Below are 25,639 nucleotides of genomic sequence, written 5' to 3' on the forward strand. Positions count from 1 at the left end.
ATCTGTATCTGCGAGAAGAAAAAAGAAAAAGCCTACGCAGTTCATGCGGCGCAGGCTATCTGCAATCAATAGCGCAAAGGATTATTCTAAGAAGTCTTTCAAACGTTTGCTACGGCTTGGATGACGAAGCTTGCGCAGCGCTTTCGCTTCAATTTGGCGAATCCTTTCTCTTGTCACGCCGAAAACTTTGCCTACTTCTTCGAGTGTGCGAGTTCTGCCGTCGTCTAGTCCGAAGCGTAAACGAAGCACATTTTCTTCCCGTTCGGTCAGCGTGTCAAGCACGTCTTCTAATTGCTCTTTCAGCAATTCGTAAGCGGCAGCATCGGACGGCGCCAGAGCATCTTGATCCTCAATAAAGTCGCCTAGGTGGGAATCATCTTCTTCTCCAATCGGGGTTTCCAGCGAAACAGGTTCCTGTGCGATTTTCATGATTTCCCGAACTTTCTCTGGCGTAAGATCCATCTTTTCGGCGATTTCCTCAGGGGTAGGCTCACGTCCCAGTTCCTGTAATAGCTGGCGAGAAACACGAATTAATTTATTAATGGTTTCCACCATGTGAACCGGAATACGAATAGTACGCGCTTGATCCGCAATCGCTCGTGTAATGGCTTGTCGGATCCACCATGTGGCGTACGTACTAAACTTATAACCTTTCTGGTAATCAAATTTTTCAACCGCTTTAATAAGACCCATATTTCCTTCTTGGATCAGGTCAAGGAACAGCATGCCTCTTCCCACGTAGCGCTTGGCAATGCTGACAACAAGACGCAGGTTAGCTTCTGCAAGACGGCGTTTCGCTTCTTCGTCACCTTGTTCAATCCGCTTCGCCAGTTCAATTTCTTCTTCCGCTGACAAAAGCGGCACTCGGCCAATTTCTTTTAGATACATACGAACAGGATCATTAATTTTTACCCCTGGCGGTACAGATAAATCGTCGAAATTGTAGTCTTCGTGATCTTCACTGTCATCCTGCGGTATAATATCATCGTGATCATCATCTTCTGATTCGTTAATTACTTCAATCCCTTGATCATTGAGGTATTCAAAGAATTCGTCGATCTGATCCGAATCCTGATCAAAGGTGGCCAAGCGTTCCATAATTTCTTTGTAGGTGAGTACTCCCCTTTTTTTTCCTTGTTCAACAAGTTGCTCTTTCACTTGCTCAAGATTCTGTTCCATTTCTGGTTTGCTCTCTGTTTTCTTGGCCATGGTGTTCCCTCCTTCCGGCGCTCTTATCTTTCTTTACTTATTTTAAAGCTCGTTTCAACGGGATGAGTTCCAGACTGATTCGGACTGCTTCCGCTGTGTTTCCCATACGTTCGTATTTCAGCTTTTCCTTTTCCAGCTTTTCTATTTGCATACGCTTTGAGTTTTTTATCACATGCTCCATATAATCTTCCAATATGCGTGGAGACATCAGGTGCGCCTGCACATCTATAGTGGCAAGCTCAGCGGCCTTCTCCACCAGCCGCTTCTCGTCCTGCAGATACGAAATGAACCGGGCCACATCTGGCTCATATCCTTCCGCATAATAGCGATAGAGATGAGCCGCGAGCGCAGCGTGGTCTTCAATGGCAAAGTCAGCGCCGACTTTCGCCTGTACCTGCTCCGCAATTTCCGCACTATGCATCATCAGTACAAGCAAATATTGCTCCGATTTAATGTAGGCGGGCAGCATCGGTTTTTCGGCAACATATCTACTACTATCTATACTATTATTCCATCCATCTTTGAGATTATCCCTGTTTCCTGCCTTTTTTTGCTGTTTAAAAATCTTTCTTTGCTCCTGTTTTATCGCATCGAGCGAAAGGTGAAATTCATCGGCCAATTGACGCAAGTAATGATCCCTTTCCACCGCGCTCGGCAAACGGGATATTTCTTCAAGCGCTTCATGAATGAATTTCATCCGCTCCGTCTCATCGTTCAATGCGTAACGCGAACGGATAACCTGCAAACGGTATGAAGGTAACGAAAAAGCATTTAGCAAAATTTCCTGCTTAAATTTCTCTCCGCCGTGTTGCCGAATATAATCGTCCGGATCCATACCTTTCGGCATCTGCGCCACTTTTACGGTGCAACCCGCGGCAACGAGCAAATCCGCCCCTTTAAACGCCGCTTCAATTCCAGCCTGATCCGAATCATAGCAGAGAATCACACTTTCCGCATTGCGACGAATCAGCCGCGCCTGCTGTTCGGTAAGCGAAGTGCCAAGCGAAGCGATCCCGTTATGCACTCCGGCTTGCCAGGCAGAAATTACATCGACGTATCCTTCAAACAATATGGCTTCCTGTTGCCTGCGAATATGCGCCCGGGCACGATGCAGATTGAAAAGCAATTGGCTTTTGTTGAAAAGAGGAGTCTCTGGACTGTTTAAATACTTGGGCTGTTCATCCCCCAGCGTACGGGCACCAAACGCAACCACCCGTCCCTGAGAATCATGAATCGGGAACATGACCCGTCCCCGGAACCGATCGAATGGTCGGCTGTTTTTGTCTTTTCGGCTCAATAATCCCGCTTCTTCCATCAGAGACAGTGAAAAGCCGCGCTTCTCAAGAAAGTGAGTGATAAAATCCCAGCTTTCCAGGCTGTATCCGAGCCCAAACTCCTCAATTGTAGCAAGTTGCATCTGTCTGTTCAAGAGATAGTTTCGTGCTCGGCTCCCGTGATCCGTATTTAGCAAAAGGTGATGATATAATTTCGCCACAAGGTCGTGAGCGGCCAGCATGCTTTCTTTCCTTTTGCGGGCTTTCTCATTCTCGGATGTGCCTTCTTCTCTCGGTATATCGATCCCTACGCGCTGGGCCAGATTGTGCACCGCTTCCGGAAATTCGAGACCCTCTATTTTCATAATGAAAGAAAACACATTGCCGGACTCACCGCATCCGTAGCAACGAAAAATCTGTTTGTCAGGATGTACAGCGAATGAAGGACTTTTCTCAGAATGAAACGGGCAAAGCCCAAAGTAGTTGCGCCCGGTCTTCTTTAGATGAACATATTGCCCAACAACATCCATAATGTCATTCTGCGCACGCACCTGCTCGATGACATCTTCAGGAATTCTTCCTGCCATGCTCCTCACCTGTACTTCCTATCTTGGCCTTCTTGGTTACTAAAAAGGCAACGGAATAATAATATTCGTCAAAACCTCTTAAATTCCTTCTTCGTTGCACAAAAGTTTTCGTAGATTTTGTCGAAAACACTCGACTTCGTTAGTAGTCAACGGACGCGGCCCTTTCAGCCTTTTCCCGGCTTTAGCCGTTTGCCGCGAAATGTGACGGTTCATAAGCAGAAAAGAGATATTATCTCCAGTATACCCTTTTCCTCTTGTTCCCAACGCTAGACATCCTTTTCCCAAGGCAAGGCAGGCCAACCCATAGTCATCGGTAATAATCAGATCGCCTGCTTTCACACCATTGATAATATACATATCAACGGATTGATAACTGGCATCCACGAAAATCACGCGGGCCAGCGGATGTGACAACGACAAATAGTGGTTATACGAAGAGACAAAAATGACCGTGATTTGCTTCTGCTCAGCCTCTTGAAGAATGACATCTTTCAGCGGACAGGCATCAGCATCAACCCATATTTCAGGCTTTATTTTATTCATATCCGTAGTATTCTACATGAATGTTTTTTTTCCTGCACAAAAAATATAGTTTGTCAATTTCGAAAGTTGTCGAAAGTAAAGAAAATGAAGAGAAAGCATATGTTGCTTTGTCATCGTAAAGCAACATATACTTTCTTATGCGACAAAAAAACGCAGCATGAAGGCTGCGCTTTCGCTTTTATTTTTTTATTCCGTTGCGCCGAATGATTTCCATGATAATATTGGCTGTTTCTTCAACGGCTTTGTTCGAGACATCGATGACGGGACAACCAACTCTCTCTATAATTTTGCTTGAATATTCAAGCTCCTGCTTAATACGCTCCATGCTTGCATAGTTGGCTTCCGGCGTAAGACCAAGCGATTTTAGACGCTCGGTACGAATCATATTTAGCTGATCCGCATTAATCGTCAAACCGATGCACCGTTCACTTGGAACAAGAAATAATTCTTCCGGTGGTTCGACTTCCGGCACGAGCGGAACGTTGGCGACTTTCAATCTCTTGTTGGCTAAATACATCGACAACGGTGTTTTGGATGTGCGGGATACGCCAATAAGAATAACATCAGCCCGCAGAATACCGCGCGGGTCACGACCATCATCGTATTTCACAGCAAACTCAATCGCCTCAACTTTGCGGAAATAATCTTCATCAAGCTGGCGAACAAGTCCGGGCTTATTGTTCGGCTCTTTGTTCAAATACATCTGTAGCGCGTCTACCATTGGGCTCATAATATCGACGGCTACCACATTTTCTTCGGCCGCCTTCCGCTTAATGTGTGCTTTGAGCGTGGGAATAACAAGTGTATAAGCGATAATTGCCTTTGATTCAGCAGCAGCCCGGATAATTTCATTCAATGTCCCTTCATCTTCTATGTAAGGAAACTTACGAATTTGCACAGACTGCCCCGCGAATTGGGTGGCTGCAGCCCTTACTACAAATTCGGCCGTTTCACCGACGGAATCGGAAACAACATAAACGGTTGCATCATGTAGAAATGTAGGAAACATGGTTCCTCCTTTGCTATACGTTTATTTCATTGCCCAGCTCCACAAATCCCCGAGTAATCGTTGTTTTCGTCACACGGCCCACCACTTCATACGCATTTTTTCCCGCGTCTTTTGCCGGTCGCACAACCGGAAGGGAGTCAATCTGATAATCAATTAATTTTTTGGCCGCGTCCAACAGGCTATCTTCTGGCGTACAGATAATGATATTAGGCATCCGCGTCATAATAATGCTAACCGGCATATCTTCAAGGTTCTGCTTGCCCAGCGCAGCCCTAAGCAAATCCTTGCGGGAGACAACTCCCGCCAGATGTCCCTTGCCGTTTACAACAAACAAGGTCCCCACATCTTCAAGAAACAAGGTGCATATCGCGTCATATACAGAGCTAGATTCTTTAATAATAATAGGCGGGGCTTTATAGTCTTTCACAATTTTACGACTGACTTCTTCTTTAATCAACTGATTGCTGTCTTTTCCGGTATAAAAATATCCGACTCTTGGCCGTGCATCCAAAAATCCGGCCATGGTCAAAATCGCCAAATCGGGACGCAACGTAGCACGCGTAAGCGACAAACGTTCAGCGATTTGTTCACCTGTAATCGGCCCTTCATTTTTAACAATTTCAATAATATGTTCCTGACGTTTCGTGAGTTCTATGACCGCTCACCTCCTATTTCGGAGATCAATCATGACATACTAATCGTACACTTCTCTACATATAGTATATACTATATAATCCTAAACACGTCCTGCAAGTAATTTTTCGTTAAGAACAAAAAAGGCGCAGAGCGCGCGGCGCTTTTTCACATAATGAAAAACCGAGACGTCTTCTGCACCTTTCTTTCTTGTTTGATTTTTACGCAAAAACAATCTTGCTAAAGTCGGCAAACGCAAAGACGAACGTCGCGATAGAAGCTAAAAGCGCCAGACGATTCGTTTTTATTTTTTCATCTTCTACCATAACCATAACATGGTCAAAGAATGCGTCGATAACAGCTTTTAATTCTCCTATGCGGCTTAAGACCTTGTCAAACTTACGCGCGTCAAGCAGTGCTTCCGCTTCATGCTTGATGGTCTGGAACGCCGTCCATAGTTCACGTTCTTCGCGCGTTTCAAATAGATCCGGATTTACTTCTTTCGTCTCCGCTTTCTGTGCAAGGTTGTTCACCCGGTTAAACGATTCAACGATGCCTTTGAATTCTTCTTCATCGACCTGTGCCATCAGTGCTTCCGCCCGTTCTACCACATCAGTCACACGGGTCGAGTCGGCGCTGAGCACCGCGTCGATCACATCATAACGTACGTGCTGTTCTTGCAGCAAGTTTTTCAGACGCAGCGCAAAAAATTCACGCAAATCCTGCTTAATCTCTTCTTTATCGCGCTTTAACAACGATTTTCCATCAAGAATCGACAGCGCTATATCAAACAGTTCCTCAAGCGAAATGTGAAGCTCTTTGTCAAGCAGAATTTGCACAATACCGGCAGCCTGGCGGCGCAAAGCGTACGGATCCTGCGAACCAGTCGGCACGATTCCAATAGCGAAGCAGCCGACAATCGTATCGAGCTTGTCGGCGATACTCAACACAGCTCCTTCGTTCGTGGTCGGCAAACTGTCTCCGGCAAAACGCGGAAGATAGTGTTCAAAAATCGCACGGGCTACGATCGCGTCCTCACCAGCGAGACGAGCATAGCGCTCCCCCATAATTCCCTGTAGTTCCGGAAATTCGTATACCATTTGCGTGACAAGATCAAACTTGCTGATAGCCGCTGCGCGCGCCAGTTTTTCCTTTTCTACAGCAGATAGTTCCACTTTGGTGGCGATTTCGTCTGAAGCTTCCTGAATGCGGCGAATTTTATCACCAATGGTGCCTAGTTCTTCGTGGAATACAACACTTTCTAGGCGTACCACCGCATCTTCAATTTTCAGCTTTTGGTCTTCCTGATAAAAGAAACGGGCATCAGATAAACGGGCGCGCAGCACTTTTTCGTTGCCGCGAGCTACTGTCTCAAGCGCGCGTTCATCTCCATTGCGAACAGTTACAAAGTGCGGCAAAAGCTCACCTTTATCATTTTGTACCGGGAAATACCGCTGATGCTCGCGCATCGATGTCACAAGCACTTCCTGTGGAATTTCCAAGAACTCTTTCTCAAAGCTTCCCGACAAAACGGTCGGATATTCCACAAGATGGATAACCTCGTCCAGCAGCCCCTCGTCAATCGGCACGTTCCAGCCTTTTTCGGATTCCAGTGCTTTAATTTGCGAAAGAATGCGTTGCTTCCTTTCTTCGGGATCGGCTAGCACATATTGCTCGGCGAGGGCGCTCGCGTAATCTTCCGGCTTTTCAAGCTTTACGGCTTGGCCCAAGAAGCGGTGACCCTGCGTTTCATTGCTTGAGCGAATGCCGGCAATAACCATCGGAATGACGTCGGAACCGAACATCGCGACAATCCAGCGAATCGGGCGGACAAAACGCAGGTCATATGCACCCCAGCGCATATTTTTCGGGAAAGAAAGGCCGGTAATGATTTCAGCAAGCTGAGGCAAAAGTTCCGCCGTCGGCTGTCCCGCTTGGTGTCTGCGGGCGAATACATATTCGGCGCCACCCACCTCTTTTACATACAGATCGTTCGGAGTTAAACCTTTGCCGCGGGCAAAACCGAGCGCAGCTTTTGTCCATTCGCCATTTTCGTCCATCGCGATTTTTTTCGCTGGCCCGCGCAACTCCTCATTGATGTCCTCCTGCTGTTCGCTCACGTCTTTAATCATCACCGCGAAGCGGCGCGGAGTTTCAAAGCTCTTCACTTCGCCGTAGGAAATACGGTTATGATTCAACCATTTTTCCACTTTTTCTTTCAATTGTTCGCACGCGCCGGCAACAAAGCGGGCCGGCATTTCTTCTGTACCAATCTCAAGCAATAGCGTCCTGCTCATTCGCTTAAACCTCCTTCTTCAACATCGGGAACCCGAGCTCTTCCCGCACATGATAATACGTCTGCGCCACTTCGCGGGCCAGATTGCGCACCCGGGCGATATAACCCGTGCGCTCCGTTACACTAATGGCCCCGCGCGCGTCGAGCAAGTTGAATGTATGCGAACATTTCAGCACATAGTCATACGCCGGAAACACCAGCTTTTGCTCCATGCAGCGCTTCGCTTCCGCCTCGTATGTGCTGAATAGATCAAATAACATTTTTGCATCCGATACTTCGAACGTATATTTGGAATGTTCATATTCGGCTTGTTTAAATACGTCACCGTATGTGTAGCCGTTTACCCACTCCAAATCAAACACGTTTTCCTTGTCCTGAATGTAGGAAGCGAGACGTTCAAGACCGTATGTAATCTCGACCGCCACCGGGTTACAATCAATGCCGCCTACTTGCTGAAAATACGTAAATTGTGTGATTTCCATGCCATCAAGCCATACTTCCCAGCCAAGCCCCCAGGCGCCCAGCGTTGGGGCTTCCCAGTTATCCTCCACAAAACGGATATCATGCTCCAAAGGATCAATGCCAAGCTCTTTTAGACTTTCCAGATACAATTCCTGAATATTATCTGGCGATGGCTTCATAATCACTTGAAATTGATGGTGCTGATACAGGCGGTTCGGGTTTTCGCCATAACGTCCGTCCGCCGGACGACGGGAAGGCTCCACATATGCTACGTTCCACGGCTCCGGACCGATAGAACGCAGGAATGTCATTGGGCTCATCGTACCCGCGCCTTTTTCAACGTCATACGGTTGGACGATGATACAATTTTGCTTTGCCCAAAAGTTCTGCAATGACAAAATAATATCCTGGAAATTCATGATTCGTACCTCTTTTCTTCTATAAAAATTGATATCATGAAGATGGAAAAACAACGTATGGCACACACCTCGCGAGTGTTTCCTCGTTTACGAATAGAGCGAAAGGATATGTTACTTTATCACTATAAAGCAACATATGCTTTCTTATACCAAAATAAAAAGCTCCCGTCTCTATGCAGTATGAGAAATCATACAACATAGGGACGGGAGTCACTCCCGCGGTTCCACCCTATTTGATCGGCTGAATAAGAGAAAAGTTAGAATATATAAGCCGATCCACTCTTACATATAAACACGCTCAGAAGTGCCGTTCACCAGTGTTTGCCGCCGGGCTTACACCATCCCCGACTCGCTATGAGGCCCCCTGTCTGGTTACTCCTCTCCATCATTGCGCGACGTTTATAGCTATCAATTTTGTAGATAAATATAAACATTTTTGAGGTCATTGTCAACTCTCATTCTATATTCTGGTCTGCAAAGCCAAGCTGGTCTATTTGATCGAGAAAGCGACGCGATTTCAAATATAGCCCCGTGCAGTCTTCAAGAAATGCGTACAATATACGGCGCAACTGTCGCTTCGTTTCCAGTTTGACCCGGACGTTACCAAGCTGCGGCATGTTCATTTGCTGTAGCAGGCGCAAAATTTTTACCGTGCCAGGGCTGGCAACGATAAGCGAAGGGTCATCTTCTCGTTGACAGGACTGGCAAATAAAACCACCTTCCTGAATGCTGACGAAAAATGGGGCATCCTTCGTTCCGCAATTCATACAAGCATGAAATTGAGGCCGACACCCGGTCACGTAGAGCATTTTCATTTCGAACAGACGTGCGATGATTTCAGGATCTTTGCCTTCCTCCATCCACTTTAGGGCATACAGCATCATCTCGAATAAATATTGGTTTGGCTCTTTATCCTCGGTTAGACGATCCAGCAATTCCGCTAAGTATACCGCATACGCCGTTTTTACTAAATCTCCGCGGATGGCACGGAACGAATTCAACAGATCTCCCTGCTGAAGCGAACCCATGCCTGAGCCGATTTGATAAAGAAAATAGCCGTACGTAAAAAGCTGCGATACGGCTGTAAAGCGACTTTTCGATTTTTTTGCACCACGGGCCATCAGGCTAATCTTACCGGCCTCACGCGTATAAACAGTCAAAATTTTGTTCGCTTCCCCATAATCGGTGGTGCGGACAACGATTCCTTCCGCTTTTCCAATCATTCCTTCATTCCCCTCTGCTGGCGCTATTCTATACTTCCGTAAGAGAAGGCTGATCTACACCAGCGATGTTCTCAGGCTCTGTAAGCTCTTCCAGGAATAAAGCATCGTCATGCTCCGTATACAGCAAGTAGGCATCAATACTACCTGTCTGGGCAAAATAATGCCAATAAAAGTCTTTGAGCATTTGTATCCATCCTTTCGGAGAAGATAAGCAAAGCATGAGTGACGAAACTTTATTCTTATCATAACCCGATGCCGCATGCGCTATCCGTTGGAACATTTACCAGAAAACCGATTACTCTTCATCATAAAACCCGAAGTTTCTGAACAGATTCTCCTGATTGCGCCAATCTTTTTTTACCTTAATCCACAAATTGAGATATACTTTTGTCCCAAGCAAACGCTCGATATCCTCACGTGCCCGCATGCCGATTTCTTTTAGCATGGAGCCTTTCTTACCAACCAAAATGCCTTTTTGCGAAGGTCTTTCCGTATAAATTGTAGCATAAATGTCGACAAGATTCTCATTATCCTCACGCGGTTTCATTTGTTCAATTACCACAGCGATGGAATGCGGCACTTCCTCACGGGTTAAATGCAGGATTTTTTCGCGAATAAGCTCCGCAACAACAAACCGCTCCGGGTGATCTGTAATTTGATCCGCCGGATAGTATTGCGGACCTTCCGGCAGCCGCTCAAGCAACTGTTCCATTAAGCGGTTTACATTGTTGCCAAGCAACGCGGAAACCGGCACGATTTCCACAAACTCATACTTCTCCTTGTATTGATCAATAAACGGAAGCAATTCGTCCGGGTGCACTTTGTCGATTTTATTGATAACCAAATATACAGGAGTTTTGACTTGTTTAAGCTTCTCGATAATATACTCGTCGCCCGGCCCGAATGTTTCCGACGCGTCGACGAGAAACAAAATCATATCCACTTCACGTAGCGCGTTTTCCACTGTACGGTTCATATAGTTGCCGAGCTTTGATTTCGGTTTGTGCACGCCCGGCGTATCGATGAAAATAATCTGCCCTTCTTCCGATGTGTAGACGGCGCGGATTTTATTCCTCGTCGTCTGGGGTTTATCTGACATAATCGCAACCTTTTGTCCAACGATGTAGTTCATCAGTGTTGATTTCCCGACATTCGGGCGACCAACAATAGCAACAAATCCTGACTTGTATCCTTTTTTATCCATTCAAATCCTCCTGGTTAAATGCTCCTGGCAGCAGTTCCGCTACCGTTACGACTTTTATCTCTCCTTTTATGTTACTCATAATTACTTCCATCTGCGGCGGGCACAATTCGAAAATCACCTGACGACATGCCCCACAGGGTGAACAGGGTCCTGGCGTATCCGCGACGACGGCCAGCCGCTCGAATTCATGGTCACCTTCTGCGTACGCGGCAAACAAAGCGGTTCTTTCCGCGCAATTGCACACTGAATAAGCAGCATTCTCAATATTACACCCGTGATACACCTTGCCGTCTTTTGTCAAAAGCGCGGCCCCAACTTTAAAATTGGAATACGGCGTATACGCTTTTTCACGCGCCTTGAGCGCTTCCTGTACAAGAGCTTGATTATCCATCATCGGTCATCCTCCTTTTTTCCGGGCGAAAAATCTGGGCCACAAGCCACAGTACAAAGATACACATGCCTGCGACCGTGAGAAAAAACGCAGCGCTATCCCGATCCCTTATATGGATCATTCTCCTTTCCCCATTCTGTATAAACTGCCACAAAGGTTCAAAAAAAACATATACTCCTACAAGTATGGAAAGGATGGCGGCGAACAGCACGGCGCCCGCAGCCGCATCCTTGGCGACTTTGGCCAAAGGGTGGCGCTTCTCGCCCACCACCAAATCGACGGTTTTTTCAATTGCAGTATTTACCGTCTCCAAAATTAGCACAAGAAAAACAGAAAAAAAGACCAGCAAAACATCCCCTTTCGGGACAGCCAAAAACCATCCCAAAAAGAGCACAAGCAACGCCATGACAACATGGATTTGCATGTTTCGCTGAGTCTTCACAGTATAGCATATTCCACGGGTAGCATGGCCCAAGCTTCGCTTTAATCGCTGCCATTCATTTCTCATCCGCATGCACCTAGTCGCGCGTGAGACGCACCCGATTCAAAATTTCTTCCTGCCGCCCGAACATTTCTTTTTCCTGCTCTTTTGTCTCGTGGTCATAGCCAAGCAAGTGCAAAAAGCCATGCACGGCAAGAAACCCCATTTCCCGTTCAAAAGAATGACCGTATTCTTCGGCTTGCTCCTTCGCTTTCGGTACAGAAATAATAATATCTCCAAGCATATTTGGCATCTCTTCCATGTCTTCGCCAAGGAAAATCTCCATCTCGTCTTCCCCTGTCTCGTTCATCGCAAACGAAAGTACGTCGGTCGGACGATCAATACCCCGGTATTCCCGGTTCAGCTCGTGGATGCGTTCATTGCCAACAAACGTGACGGTTACTTCCCCATCCACCTCTTCCACGCGGGCTGCCTCTGTAAGCGCCCGGCTCACAAGATCAAGCACATTTTCCGGTACTTTCGGAACATATTCCTGGATAAATTCGATCTCTATACTCATGCTTGGTTCACCGCCGCCTGTTTATCGTCCGGATACTCAATCCGGTTGTGGAAAAAGCCATGCAATGTCTCGCAAATCGTGCGCGTAATGATCTCCAGTTCTTGCATCGTCAAATCACATTCGTTAAACTGCCCATCTTCCAAACGGTCTGCAATAATCCGGCGCACAAGCTGCTCGATCCGCTCTGGTGTCGGCCTGGAAAGCGAACGAACAGCTGCTTCAACACTATCGCAAATGCCGACAATCGCCGTCTCCCTTGTCTGTGCTTTCGGTCCCGGGTACCGGTATTCTGACTCAAGCACCGACGCGTCAGACATTTTCGCCGCTTTATGGTAGAAATACTTCAAAAGCGTCGTACCATGGTGTTGCTGTGCAAAATCAATAATTTGCTTCGGCAGTTTATGCTCCTCAAGCATGCGTACACCATCCTCCACATGTGCGATAATAATGCGCTTGCTAAGCGCCGGGGATAACGTATCATGCGGATTATCACGATTCATCTGATTTTCAATGAAGAAGTGCGGACGCTTCATTTTGCCGACATCGTGATAATACGCTCCGACACGTGCCAAAAGCCCATTTGCGCCCACCGCTTCGCATGCCGCTTCCGACAGGTTTGCCACCATCATACTATGATGATACGTTCCTGGCGTCTCCATTAACAGACGACGCAAAAGCGGTTGGTTTGGATTGGATAGCTCAAGCAAGCGCATCGGAGATAAAATGCCAAACATCCCTTCAAAAAACGGCAGAAAGCCGATCGTCAACACAGCCGCCAGCACACCACTCAGGGCGCCAAATGCATATGCATTAACAAGTTCACGCCATGTCACCGTGGAAGAGACGAGCAGGTACAGCGCGGAAATAATCGCTATATTTACCATCGAAACGATAAATCCCGCCTGCAAAATCCGCGACCGCTTCGTCGCTTTGCCGAGCGAGTACGCCCCTGCCACTCCGCTTAAAAATCCGTAGAACAAATAGCGAAAATCCACAGGTAGTAAGCTCTCATAATTGAACACGATGCCGGCTACAAACGCGAATAATAGGCTGCAAACGACCGCAAGCTGCGTATCCAGCAAAATTGCGATAAGCATGGAGCCGAGCGCAACCGGCACCCCGTAGCCCGGCGAGAAAAAATCGACCGTCTGGCCCGCACTTATAATTTTCATAACCAGAATGTTTAAGAAAATAATGAGTGAAAACATTAGAATGTGCGTATTGTTTTTATACACATTCCGGTGCGCTTGTGCCATATACATCGCAAGAAAAGCAACGAAAAACGTGACAAACAGCGCAAGCCCGAGAAGCGGACGTTTGCTTGCATTTTGCTCCAGTAACCCCGCCGCATCCAGCTTTCGGTACACTTCCTCAGAGATATACTGATCCTTTTCTACCAGCACTTCTCCCTTATAGATCATGACTGGCTTTACGGAACGGCGAACGGATTCTTTAAGGGCGTTGGTCGCCTCCTCATCGATCGTCAGGTTCGGCACAATGCTCGCCATCGCGACCTCTCTCACTACTTTACGCACCTTGCTATCAAGATCCGCAAGTACGATCTGCTGATTTACTCGCTGCTGTACAAGTTCCGGGTTCGACGTAACTTTTTCATCGACCCCTTTCTGCATAATTGAAATAACAACCTTGTTCGTTTCTTGGGCCGCTGCATGTAATGCCGGAACCGGCAGCGTCAGAAGCGCCTGCAACGTTTCTGCTGACAGGGCAAACGGAACGTTTTCTTTGAATTCTTTCAGTCGGGCTTCCGGTGTTAACTCCTGCTTCGCTTGCAATTCGCCCGCTTTTTTGAAAATATAAGTGACCAGTTTTACCTGATGGGTCGTAATGTTATCGTTGCGCGAGTAGACTGGTTGCACTTCGCTAGCCGCCTTGGTCCGCGCCTGCTCGGTCGCCTCAGTGTCTTCCACCGTCACCGGGGCGGTCAGCGTAACATCGCTTACCGTATTTACACGCAAATCAAACGTTTTGGGCAGTACATCCCCCATAAGGGGGAAATAAACCATTAACCCGAGAAGAACAAACAGCAACCGGCGAATGGTCGCACTTGTCTTCCACGATTCGGGAACAAAAAGATGCAGCCGCCTTAGTCTCCATTTCATATCATACAACCCCTTTTAGCGAGATTCCTCGTCCTCCTGTTCATAGGCGGTAATAATCTTCTGCACCAGCGGGTGACGAACCACGTCCATTCCGGTTAAACGCACAAAGGAAATCCCGTCGATTCCTTCAATCTTTCGACACGCGTCCTGCAAGCCAGATTTCTTTCCGCGCGGCAAGTCCACCTGAGTCACATCTCCAGTAATGACCATTTTCGAGCCAAAACCAAGGCGCGTCAAAAACATTTTCATTTGTTCGGGTGTTGTGTTCTGTGCTTCATCGAGAATGATAAACGAATCGTCAAGCGTGCGGCCCCGCATATATGCCAGCGGCGCGACTTCAATAATGCCCCGTTCCATATACTTCATCATATTTTCTGTGCCCAGCAAATCCTGGAGCGCATCATACAGCGGCCGCAAATATGGATCCACTTTCTCCTGTAAATCTCCTGGCAAAAATCCGAGATTTTCTCCCGCCTCCACAGCCGGGCGGGTCAACACAATCCGCTTTACTCTGTTGGCCTTGAGCGCATTCACAGCCATCACGACCGCAAGGTACGTTTTACCCGTACCGGCTGGGCCAATGCCAAACACGATATCATTTTTCTTGATCGCGGTAATGTAGTGGCGCTGTCCAATCGTTTTGACGCGGATTTGCTTTCCCTTTACCGACGTAGCGATCGGTTGATTATATAGCTCCATTAATTCTTCAAGCGCGTCTTCCTTAGACAGTTGAATCGCATACAACACATCCTGCAAGGATAGCTTTACACCACGGCGCAATAGGGATGACAGCACTTTAAGCAGACGCACATTACGATCCACTTCCTGCGGCAAGCCGGAGATGGTAATTTCCTCACTTCGAGCGAAAATGTGCGCAGGCGTGGCATTTTCGATTTCTTTCAAGTACGAATCGTGCGGGCCGAATAGTAAGCTGGCTTCTTCCGCACTCTCAAGACGTATCGTTTTGCTTGTCTCTTCTACGTGCAAAAGACCTCATTCTCCTTCGTAAGTAATAGGCTGTTCAGCTGCGATATCTTCAACTACGACAAAATAAATCTTCATATAAACTTTACCATTGTCTTGCTTCTCGTGCAAAACTTTTTCCGTCTTGACATACCCTCCTTTTTTTAGACGTTTTTCTAAATTCTCGCGTGCATATTTTTTTCCGATTTCTATTGCTTCCTTTTCTGTCAGGCTCACTTCAATCATTTGGCGTTGCCGAATGATCTCTTTTTTTACACCGAGCGGCAAGGCCGCTTTTCCGATTGTAAGCCAGCTTGTATCTTCCGTTTTGGTGGATTGGGCATACGGTTCGGCAGTGAACCCCTGGATTTTGACGGCATGTTTTCCAAACATAAGATAGCGGTTCGTATAGCTTTCCCCGGTTAATACGAGGCGCTTTTGTTTCAGAGGAACCATAACGGTCGATTCATACCACGTCTCCCCTTCCACCCGACCTGTCGCCGGTACGAGCACCGTTTGTTCCCCGTCACCCAACACGCCGGAGATAAGAATGTCTCCCGGCTTCACCAAATCATTCGGCCGCACCATCTGGCGCCCTTTTTCAGCGAAAATAGAATGCACAATCGCTTTCTTTGTAGCGATAATATGACGCGGCCCGAAATTTTCCTTCTTTTCGGGCAATACTTTTTCGACAACGCGGATAAGCGCTGTCGTGCCTTTCATTTCAAAACCGATCCAAGAAGCTTGCGGAATTTTCTTCATTAGTTCTCGCTGCATTTGCTCGGCGGAAGGCAGACGAAAAATTAGCGCGCCGCGTTTAATCCCAAACTGTTCGGCCACCTGCTTTATCTGCTGAGAAGAAATTTTTTCATTGCCAATCACTTGCACACTCCATACTACGTTAGACAGGAAGTAAATTCCTATAAAGAAAATAAGCACGCCCGCGACGAACATAGAGCGCGTCCACATTTTGTGCAACAAAAAAGGAAAACCGACGCGTCGGACAATATAAATCCGGCATCCGGTTTCTTTTAAAAACGGCCTGAGCTGATAGAAACTTTCGAGAGGAATGCTCAAATAAGCTTCCTCTGCACTCCGGCGGATATCCCAAACATAGATGCCTTGTCCGACAATGCGGTTCAAAAAACGCTCAAGGCGTTTGCCGCGCACTTTAAGAACAAGGTATCCTTTAAGCCAGCTTCCCCCTTGATTCATACCCGTCTCCCCTTTCCCTATTCATCAAGAAACACGACTTGGTGAATGGTTCCTTCTACAAGCACTTCCTCCTGCAATATCATGCGAATGATCAAGTTCTTCCCCCGGATTAAGAGCTGTCCTTTCGTTAAAAGCAAGCGGAGTTCCTGATTGCTGAACCAAAGGACTCCGCGATGGTTTTCAATATACATCTGCAGTTGGCCAATCATGGTAATGCGCGGCATTTCCATCGTTAAGTCCTGCGGCACATCCAGCACACCGGTAGCAATCCGCCGCCATTTTTCGCTCCATTTTTTCACCCGAAAGGCCCCCCTTTTCCGCATCCGGACCTAAAAGAAAGATGCATAGTCTCTACCTTCACGATATGCGTAAAAGACAAAGAATATGAAGACGGAAAACGCAAAAACCCCGCATGCGTAATGCATGCGGGGTCATGATCCATCGCTACATTTAAGATAAAGATTCCTGAACAATTTTATTGACCAAGCTTCCGTCGGCGCGCCCTTTCACTTTTGGCATAAGTGCGCCCATAACTTTACCCATGTCTTTCTTCGAAGAAGCACCGGTTTGCTCAATCGCTTCCTTAACGAGCGTACGAATTTCATCTTCGCTTAATTGTTCAGGCATATATTCCATCAATATTTTAATTTCATCACGCGCGGATGTTGCAAGGTCGTCACGACCAGCTTTTTCGAATTCTTGGAGGGAATCGCGTCTTTGCTTCAGCTCACGAGTCAAGACAGTAAGCACTTCATCGTCAGACAGTTCTTTGCCCTGATTAATCTCCTCGTTTTTAATCGCGGATTTCACCAGGCGGATGACGGAAAGTTTGAGCTTGTCTTTATCTTTCATCGCTTGCTTCATGTCATTTGTCAGACGATCGATGAGTCTCATTAATTATTCCTCCTAAAACTTGCGCTTACGAGCCGCCTCGGACTTCTTCTTGCGTTTGATGCTCGGCTTCTCATAGTGTCTACGCTTTTTCAGTTCCGCAAGAACGCCGTCCTTGGAGCAGTCACGCTTGAATCGACGCAGCGCTTGGTCTAACGACTCATTTTTACGTACACGAACTTCTGCCATTTATTTCCCCTCCCTCCGCCTTAACCATCAGTGACGACCCAATGAAAGAAAAGGTTCTCCAAAAGCCGTCAAAAAATATTATATTACACAGGCATAAGCTGGTCAACCTTGAGCCTCCTTTTTTATCTTTTCCTCAGACAGGTTATTCAAAACCTATTCTTTGCCCACAATCGCGCTATAATGAATAATGATGGGAAAGAAAAAGACGAACCGGGAGGACATCATTTATGTTTACCGTAAAAGAGATTATGGAGATTACCGCGGGGGAACTGCTTGCGGGAGATCAGAATACTGTTATTACATCCGTTCACTTCGATTCCCGCCAAATAAAAGAAGGCGCCCTATTTGTGGCGCTGACCAGCGGGGCAAGAGACGGTCATGACTTTCTTGTGAACGCCGCAGCAGGCGGAGCCGTCGCCGCTTTCGTGTCAGACCGCGCGAAAGCGCTGAGCGCCGGATTGCCCAGTACGTTTGCGCTCATCTGCGTAAAAGACACGGAAAAAGCATTCCAGCAAATCGCCCGCATATACCGTAACCGTCTGACCATACCGATCGCCGCAATTACGGGAAGTAACGGCAAAACCACCACCAAGGATATTCTGGCCCACCTATTGTCAGGGCAAAAGAAAGTATATAAAACATACAAAAACTTCAACAACCATCTTGGTGTTCCGCTCTCGCTCCTGCAAATTACGCCCGACACCGAAGCGGCGGTGCTGGAATTGGGAATGAATCACGCGGGGGAAATTGATTTTCTCGCCGGAATAGTGCGTCCAACGTATAGCGTAATTACAAACGTAAACGATGCGCACATGGAATTCTTCGAATCCAAGGAAATGATCGCCAAGGCAAAAGGGGAAATTCTCGGCCATACCGACCCGGACGGATTCGCTTGTTTAAATCAGGATAATGAACTGGTAGCCAACCTCGCGCATCTGAACCCGGGCAAAACATATTTTTACCATGTACAGCGCGCAGGTGAAAAATCCTGTACAGCTGACATTACCGCTTCGAACCTTTCATTCGACGAAAACGGCAGCCGCTTTGTGGTGACGATGAACGGAGGTGAACCATTCGAATGCTTCATGCCGCTGTTCGGTGAACACAACATTTCCAACGCGCTCCCCGCGATCTTTATCGCAATGCATCTTGGCATCTCCCGCGACGAAATCATCAAACAGCTTGCGACGCTTACGATTTCCGCAATGCGCTTTGAACGCTTGGAAGGAGCGAACGGACTGCTGGTAATTAATGACGCATATAATGCTAGCCCGTCTTCCATGGTCGCTTCTGTCGAAACGTTCCTTTCCATCTATCCGGATCGGAAAAAAGTGCTGATACTCGGCGATATGTTCGAATTGGGAGCGCAAAGCGAAGCGTATCACCACGAAGTCGGTAAGAAGCTAAAAGAACTGGACAAAGAATTTGAGCTTGTCGCCATCGGCAAAGATGCGAAGCACCTAGCGAAAGGCTACGGACCAGAAGCGAGATATTTCGTGGACAAGGACGAAGCCGCCGCTTATCTGGAGCGATTCAAAAGCAACAATTATGCCGTGTTGCTGAAAGCATCGCGTGGAATGCATCTGGAAACATTGCTGGATATATTGTGCTAAATAAAAAAGCGAAGCCGGGCCTGCGGGATGATCCCGCAGGCCCGGCTTTTTTGCTAGTATCAATCATTAAATTGTTCCGCGACAAGCTCATTCGCTTTCTTTTCTTCATAACGCTCAATGCCAAATTGAATCAAGCGATCGATAAGCGCCGGATACGACACACCAGCCTCTTTCCAAAGCATCGGATACATGCTAAACGCCGTAAATCCAGGTACTGTATTGATTTCGTTAATATAAACCACATCGTTCGCTTCATCCCAGAAAAAATCCACGCGGGACAGGCCACTGCAATCAAGCGCTTTGAACGCTTTAACCGCCATCTCTTTCATTCGCTCCACTACACTTTCCGGCACATTGGCCGGAATGTCAAGACGTGTGCCGTTGCTTTTATATTTCGCTTCATAGTCATAAAACTCATTGCTTGATGTGATTTCTCCAACAACCGATGTCGCGGGCTCGTCATTCCCTAACACGCCAATTTCCAGCTCACGGCCCGAAATAAATGCCTCCACAATAATTTTCCGGTCAAAGCGCGCCGCAAAGCGAAGCGCTTCTTCTAATCCGGCGCGATCCTTCGCTTTGCTAATGCCAACGCTTGAGCCCATATTCGCCGGTTTAACAAAGCATGGCAGACCTAGCTCCGCTTCGATTTTATCGCAAATTGCCGCCATATTCCGTTCAAGCTCGCTACGCAAATAGCTCTGATATTTGCACTGCCGCAGCCCTGCGCTTGCAAACACTTCTTTCATTACCACTTTATCCATGCCGACCGCGGAACTGAGCACACCACAACCAACATAAGGTACACCGATGATTTCTAAAAATCCCTGCAACGTACCGTCTTCACCGTTCGGCCCGTGGATAACTGGAAAAATCACATCCACCATATTTTTAAGAGCAAAAACATCCGGCGCCTGATGAGAATCAAGAGAAAAACGAAGCTCATCCACATGCGCTAGTTCCTTTTCGATCCACGGTCCTTGAACCCATTGGCCAGTTACATTAACATAAATCGGCAACACATCATAATGCGTTTTATCTACCGCATTAATAACAGACAGAGCCGTGTGAATTGACACCTCATGCTCGCTTGATTTTCCCCCGTAAATCACGCCTAGTTTTCGTTTGTTTGACACCCGTAACGTCCTCCTTCATTACTCTATCGCACAGCCTATTTCCCGTGCTGAAAAAGCAGGCCATTGCCTACGTTTTTCGCTTCTTCATCCTATGTACAAATAAAATTTCGTGCAACGTATTTATCATATCAGTTTTTCGAGAGCATGAGGGCATTAATATTTTCGCAATTTACGAAGGCTTAACAAACATGAAATCAATCCGCCGCTCTTGTTGAAGCAACCGATTCGCCAAATGGCAGAATTGTAATGTTGTGAACTTGTTATGTATGTTCTTTTGTTTCAATGTATAACGTGAAAATAAATTTTTTTACATTCAATCGTACGCGAGATCCGTCTTCATTTTGTTCAATCTCCCGCATTTTTTGTCTGACATCAGCAAAATCAAAATATTTGGAGGCATACATTTCAAACTTTGGATTGCTGTAATCCTCTAAGCCAAGCGAAGCGATATTTTGCAGGGCCCGCGCCACCGTGCGACGGATTCGCTGCTCCATCGCTCTTACCTCCCGCTGTACTTCAGCAGCATTTCTGTATGTCGCATACTCGGTAAAGATTTCTTTCAAAGACGGCAATTCACGCACCTGCTCATTTTTATACCGCTTAAGCAGATATTCGATAAGATGAATCAAATCCTGACTCCCCGATTCGCCGAGAATACCAAAATCCGCCAGAACACTGCGAATAAAAGGCGTGGCCCGATCTTCCGGCGGCTCTTTCGGCAGCTTATCGAAAAGGGAAAGCGTATGACGAATTCCTTCAAGGGAGCGTTCTAACCGAATATGTTCCATGACTTTCTTAATAACTGAAATTACTTCAATCCGATTAATCGGCTTATGGATGAAGTATTCCGCACCTTTGCTGTATGCCTCCGCTACCATATCTTTGTGCTCCACCTGCGAAATCATAATAAATTTACCTTCATACCCCATCTCCTGCAGACGGGAAATGGTTTCAATGCCATCCTGTTTCGGCATCAACAAATCGATCAGCACGATATCGCAATTCTTTAAAATAATACTCGCTTCCGCACCGAGACCGTCTTCCGCTTCTCCCACCACATCGCCCAGATCTTCGTATTCAATTGCGTTATGAAGCATTTTACGGGAAGATGGATCATCATCAATAATGAAAAAACGAAATCTCACACGCTCACCCCCACAACCTATGTATCGGAATTGAAACTTCAAATACGGTTACTTCTGAAATTTGTCCTTGCACCAACCTTATCGTTCCTTCGAAGCTTTCTACCACATCTTTCACGTGTGCAAGCCCAATACCCGTAGAAGCATTGCCCTGTTCGTCATATTTCGTTGTATAGCCGGGCTTAAAAATAAACGCCTCGTCTCCGGGCATAATTCCTGTGCCCGTATCGCTTATCCGGAATACAAGACGCCTGTCCCGCTCATATGCGCGGACAGCTATCGTACCCGTCTCCTCAATCGCTTCCACCGCATTGGAAAGCAAATTGTTCAGCACAGAAAGCAACGAATACACATGTCTGGTCGTAAGGGACGTTTCCACTTCATTTTGGAATGAAATGTCTTTTCCCAGCATACGCGCATATTTTTGATTGGCGTTGAGAACGAGACAAACAATTTCCGCGATGGTCAACTCTTTTACGATCTGCTCCTGCTGAATGATTTTGCTTACTCCGCTCAAAATCCGCTGCGAATCTTTTTTAATCTCATGCACTTCTTCCGCGATGCTGAGCGCGCAGCAGGAAAGCGGCGGGTCGAGTTCAGGCAGATTTCCTTTGGCCTCCTGTTTTTTTAACTCGCGATATAAATTATAGCTGTTCCGCGTTGCTTGTTCGATGTGGCCCATTACCTTCTTAAGATATAGTGCCTCTACATGCAAGTCGCTGCTAATCATTAGCATTTTTTCAAAGCGCAATTGTTGTTCGCGGCTTATCTCGCGCAAATGTCGCATTTGGATAATGGAAAAAAAACCTACGATAAAAAAGCTGCGTACAAATGCAAGAATAAGCAGAAAAAACGGTGGCCACGGCGGAAAAGAAAACGGAACGCCATGGGAGATAAGGATTTTACGCACGATAAGCTCCAGCATATTTCCAGAAAAATCGGCTACCACGCCGAGCGCTCCCAGCTTCAAGAGAGCTTGCAAATAATTCCAGAATTTACCCACCCAAAGTATGAGAGCAAAAAACAGGTAAAACGCAAGCGAAGGTACATGAATAAACGCGCTTTCATATAACCGAAATCCGTCACCCAGAGCCATGAAATCAAGCCAAATACGGAATAAAACCACTGCGCTTCCCATCAATAGAGAAGCAAACAAAATCGGTATTTCACGAAACCATATCAACCAGAAAAAAAAGATACCGCTACCAAAACTAATGCGAAAATCACTGTGAAACGGCTGATATTTCAATTCGCCCAATAACATAGTGGTCGTTACCATAATAACGATTATCAAAGCTTTGTTACGCATGACCGCGCTCTTCCCTTCTACAGAAAAGAAGCCCCTCAAGCAAGGGCCTCTATCATATGCATCCGCGCAGGCAGAGCCCATCTTCCATTCTCCTGCTTCATTGTACGACAGTTTTAATGGTTATAAGCACAAGCCCGATTAAAAAGCCGCACAGCGCACCGTTCACCCGAATCCACTGAATATCTTTCCCAATTTTTTGTTCCATCATTTGAATAAGCGTTTCGTTATCCAGCTTATCCAAGTTTTCACGAACAAGACTACCGATTTTCGAATGGTTCTGATCCACCAGCACGGCAATCTGCTGCTGTGTCCAATTTTCAAATCGAAGCATCATTTCTTTATCCGCGCGCAATGTAGCAAGCAAACGCGAAAGGAACGGAACCGCGTATTGAGCCGAATAGGCATCGCTGCCTACGAATGCCAGCGCCTGTTCGCGTAAATCCTGGGCAATATCCGCCAAACGTTCACGCAAACGCGCTTCTTCGATGAAACTGTCCTTCCATTGTTCGACGATGTGCAACAACTCCTCATTTTCCCGTGCTATCTCCAACTCGCGGCGTGCATAGGCCAGAATCGCTTGCCTGTTTTTGTTTTCTGGCCGGCGCAAATCATCGCTTATACGCAGCAATAAATTTTGCAACACACCGCCCAATTTTTCCTCGTTGAGCATGCCGGTAAACGATTTTAAGGCAAACTGCATAAATCCGTCCAATTCAATGTTATCAAGCGCGCGCAACGCTAAGGAGCCCAGCTTATGACGCGCCTCGCTTCGTACTGTCCACTCGCCCACTTTCCCAAGCAAAAAATCAAACACTTTCTCTTCATAGCGCCCGTCCAGTATCTTATTGATCAAGCGGCGCAATAGATCAGCCATGTTCACGCTTCTGGCATATTCCTTGAGTTTTTGCTCAATGATCGGAAACACCGGTTCTATATCAATATTGCGAACAACCTGTTCGCTTACCGCCCTTAGCGCGCTTTTAACCTGCGGGGAAGCAAGCTCTTTTTCAAGCATATCGAGCACTTTTTCGGTAATATTCACTTGCTTTATTTTTTCTTCGATGCTTGCTTTGTTCAGCCAGTCATTTTCCAAGGTATGAACAAGCGCATCTGTAATCCGTTTGCGGTTTCTCGGCAACAGCGCCGTATGCGGAATTTTCAGCCCCAGCGGATGGCGAAACAGCGCAGTGACCGCGAACCAGTCCGCCAGGCCGCCAACTAGTCCCGCCTCAAATCCACCTTGTAAAATTCTGGACCAAAGCGCATCCGGAAACGGCAACGTAGCAGCGAAGCCGGCTGCCATCACGCCGAGTGAAACACTTGCGATATGTTTTGCTTCTCCTGACATTCATCTTCCCTCTTTACTGTTTTACTGGCAGTTTTCATATCAAGCTTACCACAAACGGCACACAAGCTTACAACAATTTTCTCTATGGGCATGAACGGAATGATGGCTAAAGTGTTTCTTACACATGAAAAAAGCCGACTTCGCTCTATTGAGCGAAATCAGCCAGTTATACCTAAAACGGAGGGCGGTTCAACCACTGGCCGCCATCCATCGTGATACATTCACCATTTATATATTCTGCTTCCGGTGACAAAAGAAAATACGCAAGATTCGCAATTTCCTCTGGCTGTCCCAGACGTCTGAGCGGTACGCTTTCCAGTGTTCTGCGCGCAGCTTCTTCCGATTCCCACAGTCGCGCTGCACCCCCGGTATTGTCAATCGGTCCCGGCGCAATCGCATTGACACGAATGCCATACTTTTTGCCCCATTCGACAGCAAGCGTTCTTGTCATAGCCATAACTCCTGCTTTGGCCGAAGCTGAATGGATAACACCTTCCCCAGCCAGCCAGGCGTACGTGGCCAACATGTTTAGAATACTACCTTTATGTCCGGTAGCAATCCATTCTTTGCCGACCGCCTGCGAACAATACCATGTTCCATTAAGTACAATATTAATTACCGCATTCCAACCGTTAATCGAAAGCTCCTCGGCCGGACAAATAAAATTTCCTGCGGCGTTATTCACAAGAAAATCGATTTTGCCGAATGTCTGTTTTGTTTCATCCACCATGCGTTGGACGTCTTCCGGATTGCGCACATCCATCTGCACACATAACACTTGTCCATCCGTCTGCTCAATTTCCTGCCTCGTTTTTTCCAAATTGTCTGCATTGCGCCCTGTAATGACGACAAACGCCCCTTTCTCCGCAAATTTCTTTGCCATCGCCTTCCCCATCCCGCTGGAACCTCCGGTAACGATCGCTACTTTCCTGTTCATCATTTCCCTCCCTATTTTTTAGAATTATATTAATTTTATACTGAAATGAACAAAAATGAAAATGAATAAACAATCATTTAATGTATGATATTAAAAACCTTCCCAGCAACCATTTGGCCGGGAAGGTTTCCTTTACTGTATTCCACCGTTCTTTTCTACAATTTGAAGTGCCGAATGATGTTTTTCCTCTTCAACTACTATAGTCAACAGTATATCACGTCCTATTGTATCGTCCTGTCCTCCATCGCTCATTCCGCTGGCACCTACATCTGCTGCCAATAACACCCCTGCATCTCGGTTCGAAACATCAGCGCCTAACGTTACATCAGCCAGCGAAGATATATTACCAGTAATTGGATTCATGATACGCCCTACTCCATCTCCAGGAAACCGGGAAATACGGTCGATTTGCATATCTACCACACCAAGCGTCTGTAACTCTGATGCCGCTTTTTCAGCTTCTTCCGGACTTTTAAAATATGCAAGTATGTTCTTTTCGCCCATTTTCATCCCTCCTTGTCATTC

At 46.8% G+C, this 25,639-nt stretch carries 26 protein-coding genes; 1 reads left to right on the plus strand and 25 read right to left on the minus strand.

From position 1 onward, the window contains the following. Window positions 1–81 precede the first annotated feature (81 nt). The 19 genes from rpoD to rpsU all read right to left on the minus strand — a co-directional run bounded on the left by rpoD (window position 82) and on the right by rpsU (window position 17,629). A complete protein-coding gene (rpoD, locus tag K3F53_RS13350) occupies window positions 82–1,209 on the minus strand; it encodes an RNA polymerase sigma factor RpoD (protein ID WP_057898106.1) in 1,128 nt (375 codons plus the stop codon). Between the two features lie 37 nt (window positions 1,210–1,246). After that, window positions 1,247–3,070 (minus strand): DNA primase, encoded by a 1,824-nt coding sequence (gene dnaG / locus K3F53_RS13355; RefSeq protein WP_091260258.1) that lies wholly within the window; start codon window positions 3,068–3,070, stop codon window positions 1,247–1,249. A 78-nt stretch (window positions 3,071–3,148) separates the two neighbouring features. Further along, window positions 3,149–3,613, minus strand: a complete 465-nt coding sequence (locus K3F53_RS13360) for a YaiI/YqxD family protein (protein ID WP_220559045.1) — start codon at window positions 3,611–3,613, stop codon at window positions 3,149–3,151. A gap of 178 nt (window positions 3,614–3,791) precedes the next feature. Further along, entirely contained in the window at window positions 3,792–4,622 is an 831-nt protein-coding gene (locus K3F53_RS13365; RefSeq protein WP_057898103.1) for a pyruvate, water dikinase regulatory protein, read from the minus strand. 13 nt (window positions 4,623–4,635) lie between these two features. Next, window positions 4,636–5,277 carry a transcriptional regulator CcpN gene (locus K3F53_RS13370; protein WP_057898102.1) on the minus strand — a complete coding sequence of 214 codons (642 nt, stop codon included), beginning with the start codon at window positions 5,275–5,277 and terminating at the stop codon, window positions 4,636–4,638. A 199-nt stretch (window positions 5,278–5,476) separates the two neighbouring features. Then, the gene (gene glyS, locus K3F53_RS13375; RefSeq protein WP_057898101.1) at window positions 5,477–7,552 is read right to left on the minus strand and encodes a glycine--tRNA ligase subunit beta; all 2,076 of its coding nucleotides are present in this window, start codon (window positions 7,550–7,552) and stop codon (window positions 5,477–5,479) included. 4 nt (window positions 7,553–7,556) lie between these two features. Then, entirely contained in the window at window positions 7,557–8,432 is an 876-nt protein-coding gene (glyQ, locus tag K3F53_RS13380) for a glycine--tRNA ligase subunit alpha (protein WP_057898100.1), read from the minus strand. A 455-nt stretch (window positions 8,433–8,887) separates the two neighbouring features. Next, a complete protein-coding gene (gene recO, locus K3F53_RS13385) occupies window positions 8,888–9,655 on the minus strand; it encodes a DNA repair protein RecO (RefSeq protein ID WP_057898099.1) in 768 nt (255 codons plus the stop codon). A gap of 28 nt (window positions 9,656–9,683) precedes the next feature. Then, on the minus strand, window positions 9,684–9,839 hold the full coding sequence (locus K3F53_RS13390) for a YqzL family protein (protein WP_139184931.1): 156 nt from the start codon (window positions 9,837–9,839) through the stop codon (window positions 9,684–9,686). 111 nt (window positions 9,840–9,950) lie between these two features. Further along, entirely contained in the window at window positions 9,951–10,859 is a 909-nt protein-coding gene (gene era / locus K3F53_RS13395) for a GTPase Era (RefSeq protein WP_057898098.1), read from the minus strand. Beyond that, on the minus strand, window positions 10,852–11,250 hold the full coding sequence (cdd, locus tag K3F53_RS13400) for a cytidine deaminase (RefSeq protein ID WP_057900255.1): 399 nt from the start codon (window positions 11,248–11,250) through the stop codon (window positions 10,852–10,854). The genes era and cdd overlap by 8 nt, the downstream gene beginning before the upstream one ends. Next, the gene (locus tag K3F53_RS13405; protein WP_082705912.1) at window positions 11,243–11,758 is read right to left on the minus strand and encodes a diacylglycerol kinase family protein; all 516 of its coding nucleotides are present in this window, start codon (window positions 11,756–11,758) and stop codon (window positions 11,243–11,245) included. Before K3F53_RS13405 ends, cdd begins: the two co-directional genes overlap by 8 nt. A gap of 10 nt (window positions 11,759–11,768) precedes the next feature. After that, a complete protein-coding gene (gene ybeY, locus K3F53_RS13410) occupies window positions 11,769–12,251 on the minus strand; it encodes an rRNA maturation RNase YbeY (protein ID WP_057898097.1) in 483 nt (160 codons plus the stop codon). Beyond that, on the minus strand, window positions 12,248–14,371 hold the full coding sequence (locus K3F53_RS13415) for an HD family phosphohydrolase (protein ID WP_057898096.1): 2,124 nt from the start codon (window positions 14,369–14,371) through the stop codon (window positions 12,248–12,250). Before K3F53_RS13415 ends, ybeY begins: the two co-directional genes overlap by 4 nt. 15 nt (window positions 14,372–14,386) lie before the next feature. Next, entirely contained in the window at window positions 14,387–15,358 is a 972-nt protein-coding gene (locus K3F53_RS13420) for a PhoH family protein (protein WP_220559046.1), read from the minus strand. Between the two features lie 6 nt (window positions 15,359–15,364). Further along, window positions 15,365–16,549 (minus strand): sporulation protein YqfD, encoded by a 1,185-nt coding sequence (gene yqfD / locus K3F53_RS13425; protein ID WP_057898094.1) that lies wholly within the window; start codon window positions 16,547–16,549, stop codon window positions 15,365–15,367. A gap of 17 nt (window positions 16,550–16,566) precedes the next feature. After that, window positions 16,567–16,848: a sporulation protein YqfC gene (gene yqfC / locus K3F53_RS13430; RefSeq protein WP_057898093.1), complete on the minus strand. Its 282-nt coding sequence runs from the start codon at window positions 16,846–16,848 to the stop codon at window positions 16,567–16,569. A 151-nt stretch (window positions 16,849–16,999) separates the two neighbouring features. Continuing rightward, window positions 17,000–17,443 (minus strand): GatB/YqeY domain-containing protein, encoded by a 444-nt coding sequence (locus K3F53_RS13435; RefSeq protein WP_057898092.1) that lies wholly within the window; start codon window positions 17,441–17,443, stop codon window positions 17,000–17,002. A 12-nt stretch (window positions 17,444–17,455) separates the two neighbouring features. Continuing rightward, entirely contained in the window at window positions 17,456–17,629 is a 174-nt protein-coding gene (rpsU, locus tag K3F53_RS13440; RefSeq protein WP_057898091.1) for a 30S ribosomal protein S21, read from the minus strand. A gap of 227 nt (window positions 17,630–17,856) precedes the next feature. Between rpsU and K3F53_RS13445 the strand changes: the two genes are divergently transcribed. Further along, window positions 17,857–19,242 (plus strand): UDP-N-acetylmuramoyl-tripeptide--D-alanyl-D-alanine ligase, encoded by a 1,386-nt coding sequence (locus K3F53_RS13445; protein ID WP_220559047.1) that lies wholly within the window; start codon window positions 17,857–17,859, stop codon window positions 19,240–19,242. 59 nt (window positions 19,243–19,301) lie between these two features. On the opposite strand, the gene K3F53_RS13450 is transcribed toward K3F53_RS13445, so the two are convergent. From K3F53_RS13450 to K3F53_RS13475, 6 genes are all read right to left on the minus strand, one after another. After that, window positions 19,302–20,378, minus strand: a complete 1,077-nt coding sequence (locus tag K3F53_RS13450; RefSeq protein ID WP_057898089.1) for a D-alanine--D-alanine ligase — start codon at window positions 20,376–20,378, stop codon at window positions 19,302–19,304. Between the two features lie 260 nt (window positions 20,379–20,638). After that, entirely contained in the window at window positions 20,639–21,523 is an 885-nt protein-coding gene (locus K3F53_RS13455) for a response regulator (protein WP_062731148.1), read from the minus strand. 4 nt (window positions 21,524–21,527) lie between these two features. Next, window positions 21,528–22,829, minus strand: a complete 1,302-nt coding sequence (locus tag K3F53_RS13460) for an ATP-binding protein (RefSeq protein ID WP_057900253.1) — start codon at window positions 22,827–22,829, stop codon at window positions 21,528–21,530. A gap of 97 nt (window positions 22,830–22,926) precedes the next feature. Next, complete coding sequence (locus tag K3F53_RS13465; protein ID WP_057898088.1) at window positions 22,927–24,177, minus strand: DUF445 domain-containing protein; 1,251 nt, start codon at window positions 24,175–24,177, stop codon at window positions 22,927–22,929. Window positions 24,178–24,349: 172 nt separating this feature from the next. Then, complete coding sequence (gene fadH, locus K3F53_RS13470) at window positions 24,350–25,114, minus strand: 2,4-dienoyl-CoA reductase (protein WP_057898087.1); 765 nt, start codon at window positions 25,112–25,114, stop codon at window positions 24,350–24,352. 132 nt (window positions 25,115–25,246) lie between these two features. Then, on the minus strand, window positions 25,247–25,618 hold the full coding sequence (locus K3F53_RS13475) for a hypothetical protein (protein ID WP_220559048.1): 372 nt from the start codon (window positions 25,616–25,618) through the stop codon (window positions 25,247–25,249). Between the last annotated feature and the right edge of the window lie 21 nt (window positions 25,619–25,639).

Source organism: Aneurinibacillus thermoaerophilus (assembly GCF_019603355.1).
Classification (GTDB): domain Bacteria; phylum Bacillota; class Bacilli; order Aneurinibacillales; family Aneurinibacillaceae; genus Aneurinibacillus; species Aneurinibacillus thermoaerophilus.

Excerpts from the sequence above, each read along its gene's own strand:
- rpoD (WP_057898106.1), bottom strand. The coding sequence starts at position 1,209 with ATGGCCAAGAAAACAGAGAGCAAACCAGAAATGGAACAGAATCTTGAG.
- dnaG (WP_091260258.1), bottom strand. The coding sequence starts at position 3,070 with ATGGCAGGAAGAATTCCTGAAGATGTCATCGAGCAGGTGCGTGCGCAG.
- K3F53_RS13360 (WP_220559045.1), bottom strand. The coding sequence starts at position 3,613 with ATGAATAAAATAAAGCCTGAAATATGGGTTGATGCTGATGCCTGTCCG.
- K3F53_RS13365 (WP_057898103.1), bottom strand. The coding sequence starts at position 4,622 with ATGTTTCCTACATTTCTACATGATGCAACCGTTTATGTTGTTTCCGAT.
- glyS (WP_057898101.1), bottom strand. The coding sequence starts at position 7,552 with ATGAGCAGGACGCTATTGCTTGAGATTGGTACAGAAGAAATGCCGGCC.
- glyQ (WP_057898100.1), bottom strand. The coding sequence starts at position 8,432 with ATGAATTTCCAGGATATTATTTTGTCATTGCAGAACTTTTGGGCAAAG.
- recO (WP_057898099.1), bottom strand. The coding sequence starts at position 9,655 with ATGATTGGAAAAGCGGAAGGAATCGTTGTCCGCACCACCGATTATGGG.
- K3F53_RS13390 (WP_139184931.1), bottom strand. The coding sequence starts at position 9,839 with ATGCTCAAAGACTTTTATTGGCATTATTTTGCCCAGACAGGTAGTATT.
- era (WP_057898098.1), bottom strand. The coding sequence starts at position 10,859 with ATGGATAAAAAAGGATACAAGTCAGGATTTGTTGCTATTGTTGGTCGC.
- cdd (WP_057900255.1), bottom strand. The coding sequence starts at position 11,250 with ATGGATAATCAAGCTCTTGTACAGGAAGCGCTCAAGGCGCGTGAAAAA.
- K3F53_RS13405 (WP_082705912.1), bottom strand. The coding sequence starts at position 11,758 with ATGAGAAATGAATGGCAGCGATTAAAGCGAAGCTTGGGCCATGCTACC.
- ybeY (WP_057898097.1), bottom strand. The coding sequence starts at position 12,251 with ATGAGTATAGAGATCGAATTTATCCAGGAATATGTTCCGAAAGTACCG.
- K3F53_RS13415 (WP_057898096.1), bottom strand. The coding sequence starts at position 14,371 with ATGAAATGGAGACTAAGGCGGCTGCATCTTTTTGTTCCCGAATCGTGG.
- yqfD (WP_057898094.1), bottom strand. The coding sequence starts at position 16,549 with ATGAATCAAGGGGGAAGCTGGCTTAAAGGATACCTTGTTCTTAAAGTG.
- K3F53_RS13435 (WP_057898092.1), bottom strand. The coding sequence starts at position 17,443 with ATGAGACTCATCGATCGTCTGACAAATGACATGAAGCAAGCGATGAAA.
- rpsU (WP_057898091.1), bottom strand. The coding sequence starts at position 17,629 with ATGGCAGAAGTTCGTGTACGTAAAAATGAGTCGTTAGACCAAGCGCTG.
- K3F53_RS13445 (WP_220559047.1), top strand. The coding sequence starts at position 17,857 with ATGTTTACCGTAAAAGAGATTATGGAGATTACCGCGGGGGAACTGCTT.
- K3F53_RS13460 (WP_057900253.1), bottom strand. The coding sequence starts at position 22,829 with ATGCGTAACAAAGCTTTGATAATCGTTATTATGGTAACGACCACTATG.
- K3F53_RS13465 (WP_057898088.1), bottom strand. The coding sequence starts at position 24,177 with ATGTCAGGAGAAGCAAAACATATCGCAAGTGTTTCACTCGGCGTGATG.
- fadH (WP_057898087.1), bottom strand. The coding sequence starts at position 25,114 with ATGAACAGGAAAGTAGCGATCGTTACCGGAGGTTCCAGCGGGATGGGG.
- K3F53_RS13475 (WP_220559048.1), bottom strand. The coding sequence starts at position 25,618 with ATGGGCGAAAAGAACATACTTGCATATTTTAAAAGTCCGGAAGAAGCT.